Below are 3,707 nucleotides of genomic sequence, written 5' to 3' on the forward strand. Positions count from 1 at the left end.
GGCGACCGCGGCGAGGTCCGCCGCCGACGCGCCGCCGAGCACCATGGGCGAGAAGCGCAGCCGCACCGGCAGGTCGCCGTCACTCTCGAGGGCCTCGACGAGCGCCCGGGAGTCGTCGGCGAAGTCCATCACGTGCGTCGAGGCGATGCCGGTCGCGGCCATGCCCAGCAGCACCTCGCGGAACCGCTCCCGGCGCTGTGCCGAGGACTCCGCCGGCAGCGCCCGTACGATGAGGTCGATCGCAGCGAGCTCCACGAGGTAGCCGGTCGGAGCTCCCGAGGCATCCACGTCCACGCGCGACTCGTCGGCGAACACCTCGCGCCCGGTGATCCCCGCGGCATCCAGCGCCGCGCTGTTCACGGCCGCGCTGTGGCCGTCGCGCATGCGCAGGAACATCGGAGCGGACCCCGTGACCTCGTCGAACACGCGCCCGCCGAACCCGATGCCGGTGAAGATGTTCGGGTCGAGGCCCCAGCCGAGCACCCACGAGCCGGGCGCGGCGGTGCGGGCCGCGGCGTGCACCCGCTCCCGCACCGCCGCCATGGGCAGGTCGGTGAGGTCGCTCCCCCGGGTCATCTCGAGGCCGAACACCACGTGGGTGTGGCTGTCGTTCAGCCCCGGGGTGACGACGGCGTCCCCGTAGTCGACCACCTGCGTGTCCGCTGTGCGCAGGGCGTCGAGGTCTGCACGTCGCCCGACGGCCAGGATGCGCCCGCCGCGCACCGCGATGGTGTCGGCGCCTGTCGTCGCGGGATCGAGCGTGTGGATGGATGCCGCACGGATGAGCGTGTCTGCGGTGGCCATAGGGGTCCTTCCCGGGTCAGCGCACGCCGACGCGCGTGGCGACCGTGACGTCCGGCAGCTGCCGGAGGCCGGCGAAGAGGGCGTCGACGCGGCGACGCTCGGCATCCGGCGCGGGCTTGGCGAGGCTCACGACCACGTACACGGCCGTGTTCACGACGAGACCGGCGACGCCGGACGTGAGACCGCCGAGCCACGGGATCGAGTTCGGGTACACGACCTGCAGGATGCCGGCCACGACGATGCCGACGATCATGCCGCTGGTGGCCGCCGTCGCGGTGCCCCGCCGCCAGAAGATGCCGAGCAGCAGTGCGGGCGCGATCTGGCAGATGGCCTGGTACGAGATGATCGCGAGCAGGAAGATGCCCGACACGAGGTTCGCGGTGGACAGGGCGACGATCGCCGAGACGATCGTCACCGCCGCCACGGCGATCTTCGCGCCGCGCGCGGACTGCGTGGGCGAGTCGGGCCGGCCGCCGCCCACGACGTCGTTGGCGATCTGCGTGCCGAGCGCCTGCAGGTTGGCGCCGACGTTTCCCATGGTCGCGGCGACGACGCAGATGCCGGCCGCGGTGACGAGGCCGACGCCGCCGAGGCCGGCCAGCGTGAACCACACGAAGTCGGGTGCCGACGAGACCCCCGGAAGGCTCGTGGCGAGCAGCTCGACGACGACGAGTCCGCCGGAGAACAGCAGCAGGATGGGTGCGGCCTGCACGGCCGAGCGCTGCACGGCCTGCGGGCTGCGGACACTGAACAGGCGCACGAAGACGTCCGGCCACGACCACGCGCCGAGCACCCCGGTGGCGGTGAGTGAGAACAGGTAGAGCGGACCGAAGGGGCTGTCCGGTCCGGGGATCGTCAGCAGGCCGGGTGCGATCCGGTCGAGGCCATGGCCGTTCGTGAGCAGCCAGGTGAGCAGTCCGACGATGATGAGGAAGCCGACGCCGTAGGCGAACAGGCCCTGCACCATGTCGCTGACGATGAGTCCGCGGGTGCCGAGCCGGGTGGTCCAGATCTGGCGGATCGCGATGAACACGACGCCGATGATCGTCGCCGCGATCGGGGTGACGGCGCCGAACGACAGCGCGGTGAAGACCACGCCGAGGGACTGCATGCCGAGCACCACCCACGGGATCGAGGCGATCACGCCGATGACCGCGGCGGTGACCCGCACCGCGCGCGAGCCGTACCGCAGGCCCAGCAGGTCGGCCTGGGTGCGCAGGTCGTGCGCGCGTCCCCACGCGTTGACGGGCTTCGCGAGGAAGAACATGAGCACGACGGCCAGCAGCGAGTACGACAGCGAGTAGAAGCCGGCGACGCCGACCGTGATCGTGAACGAGGCGAAGGCGACGAAGACGCTGCCGGCGAGCCAGGTGTTCAGGAACGACATCGTGCCGAACCACGAGCTGAACGACCGCCCGGCGGCGGCGTACTCGCTGAGGGTGTCGGCACCGCGCTTGCCGCGGCTCATGATGACGATGACGAGCACGGTGAACAGCACCACGCCGCCGTAGCCGATGATCATGCCGGCGTTCATCGCCGCACCTCCTCGATCGGAGCGCCGAGGTCGGCGTCGGCGTCGGTGCGGTCGCGCAGCCCCCAGAGGGCGAAGAGCGAGACGACGACGAGGGCGTTGGCGCCGAGGTAGTACCAGAGACTGGCGGGCCCCGGGGCGATCGCCCACTGCAGGGGCGGGAAGAGCACGAGCACGAAGTCGACGACGAGGATGACGACTCGGGCTCGGCCGCGCGTGGTGGGCGCGAGAGCGGGGTGGGACATCGGATTCCTTCCGAGCGGCGGTGGTCGGGTGATGGTGAGGGATGCTGGAACGTTCCAGCATGATCACCAGTTGTACCACCATCCCGGTGGCGTCGTCAACGGGTGCGCCGCCGGGCCGCTCCTACACTGGAGGGATGAGCACGCCCCGGGCGACCATCATCGACATCGCCGAAGCGGTCGGACTGTCGAAGTCCACCGTCGCGAACGTGCTCAGCGGCACCGGCCGGTTCTCCCCCGCGACGAGCGCCCGGGTGCACGCGGCGGCCGCGAAGCTCGGCTACGTCACCAACCGCGCCGCCCGCAGCCTGCGGTCGGGTCGCGTCGGCAGCTACGGCATCCACCTGCCCACCGTCGCGCGCCGGCTGCCGTTCTACACGGAGTTCGCGCTGGGCGCCGCCGACGGGGCGGATGCAGCCCAGGCCGACCTGACCCTGTTCACGAGCGAGATCGATCCGGCGCGCAGCTTCGCAGTCGACGGTGCGATGGTCGTCGACCCGGAGCCGGATGCCGCCATCGTCGTCGCGCTGGCGCGCGCCGGCATCCCGATCCTCTCGGTCGGGGCGTACCACGGCGTCGGCGAGGCGGATGTCGCCGCGACGCTCGATGCGCGCCACGACGCACTGCAGCGGGAGGCGCTCGATCTGCTGCGCGCCCGCGGCCGGCGCCGGTTCGTGCTGCTGTCGCTTCGCCGCGAACTCGGCTCCGCATGGACGGAGAGCACCGAGCGGACCTTCCACGCCTGGTGCGCGGAGACGGGGTCCGCGGGCGAAGTGCTCGACGTGAGCGCGGACCCGGCGCGCTGGGCGAGCGATGAGCGACTCGCAGGCATCGTCGCGGGCGACCGGACGGATGCCATCGTGTGCGCGGGGCAGGGCACCGCGCACGCCAGCCGGATCATCCTCGAGGCATCCGGCATCCGGATCGGCCAGGACATCGACCTCGCCTCGTTCGCGGCGGCGCCCGACGAGCTGCTCGATCCGCGGCTGACGGTCATCGATCTGGCCCCGACGGCGTACGGACGGCGCGCCGCCGAGCTCCTGACCGCGATCATCGCCGGCGACCCCGACGCGCACAGGCACCACTGGTTCGACGGTGCCCGCGTCCGCGCCGGGGTCTGATCCGGGATC

Annotated in this window: 4 protein-coding genes; 1 reads left to right on the top strand and 3 read right to left on the bottom strand. The window is 72.0% G+C overall.

Features of this window, described 5'->3' with window-relative positions:
• The 3 genes from VJR25_RS09015 to VJR25_RS09025 form a co-directional block, all read right to left on the bottom strand.
• Window positions 1-804: amidohydrolase family protein (locus tag VJR25_RS09015; RefSeq protein WP_324114639.1), on the bottom strand; the 804-nt coding region annotated here is incomplete at its 3' end.
• A gap of 16 nt (window positions 805-820) precedes the next feature.
• Complete coding sequence (locus VJR25_RS09020; RefSeq protein WP_324114640.1) at window positions 821-2,338, bottom strand: sodium:solute symporter family protein; 1,518 nt, start codon at window positions 2,336-2,338, stop codon at window positions 821-823.
• Window positions 2,335-2,580, bottom strand: coding sequence for a hypothetical protein (locus VJR25_RS09025; protein ID WP_324114641.1), 246 nt, complete (start codon window positions 2,578-2,580; stop codon window positions 2,335-2,337). Before VJR25_RS09025 ends, VJR25_RS09020 begins: the two co-directional genes overlap by 4 nt.
• A 134-nt stretch (window positions 2,581-2,714) precedes the next feature.
• Here VJR25_RS09025 and VJR25_RS09030 point away from each other — a divergent pair, with 134 nt between their 5' ends.
• Window positions 2,715-3,698, top strand: coding sequence for a LacI family DNA-binding transcriptional regulator (locus VJR25_RS09030; protein ID WP_324114642.1), 984 nt, complete (start codon window positions 2,715-2,717; stop codon window positions 3,696-3,698).
• Window positions 3,699-3,707: the final 9 nt, after the last annotated feature.

Origin of the sequence: Microbacterium sp., from assembly GCF_035277845.1 — a bacterium.
In the GTDB taxonomy this organism is placed as follows: Bacteria; Actinomycetota; Actinomycetes; order Actinomycetales; family Microbacteriaceae; genus Microbacterium.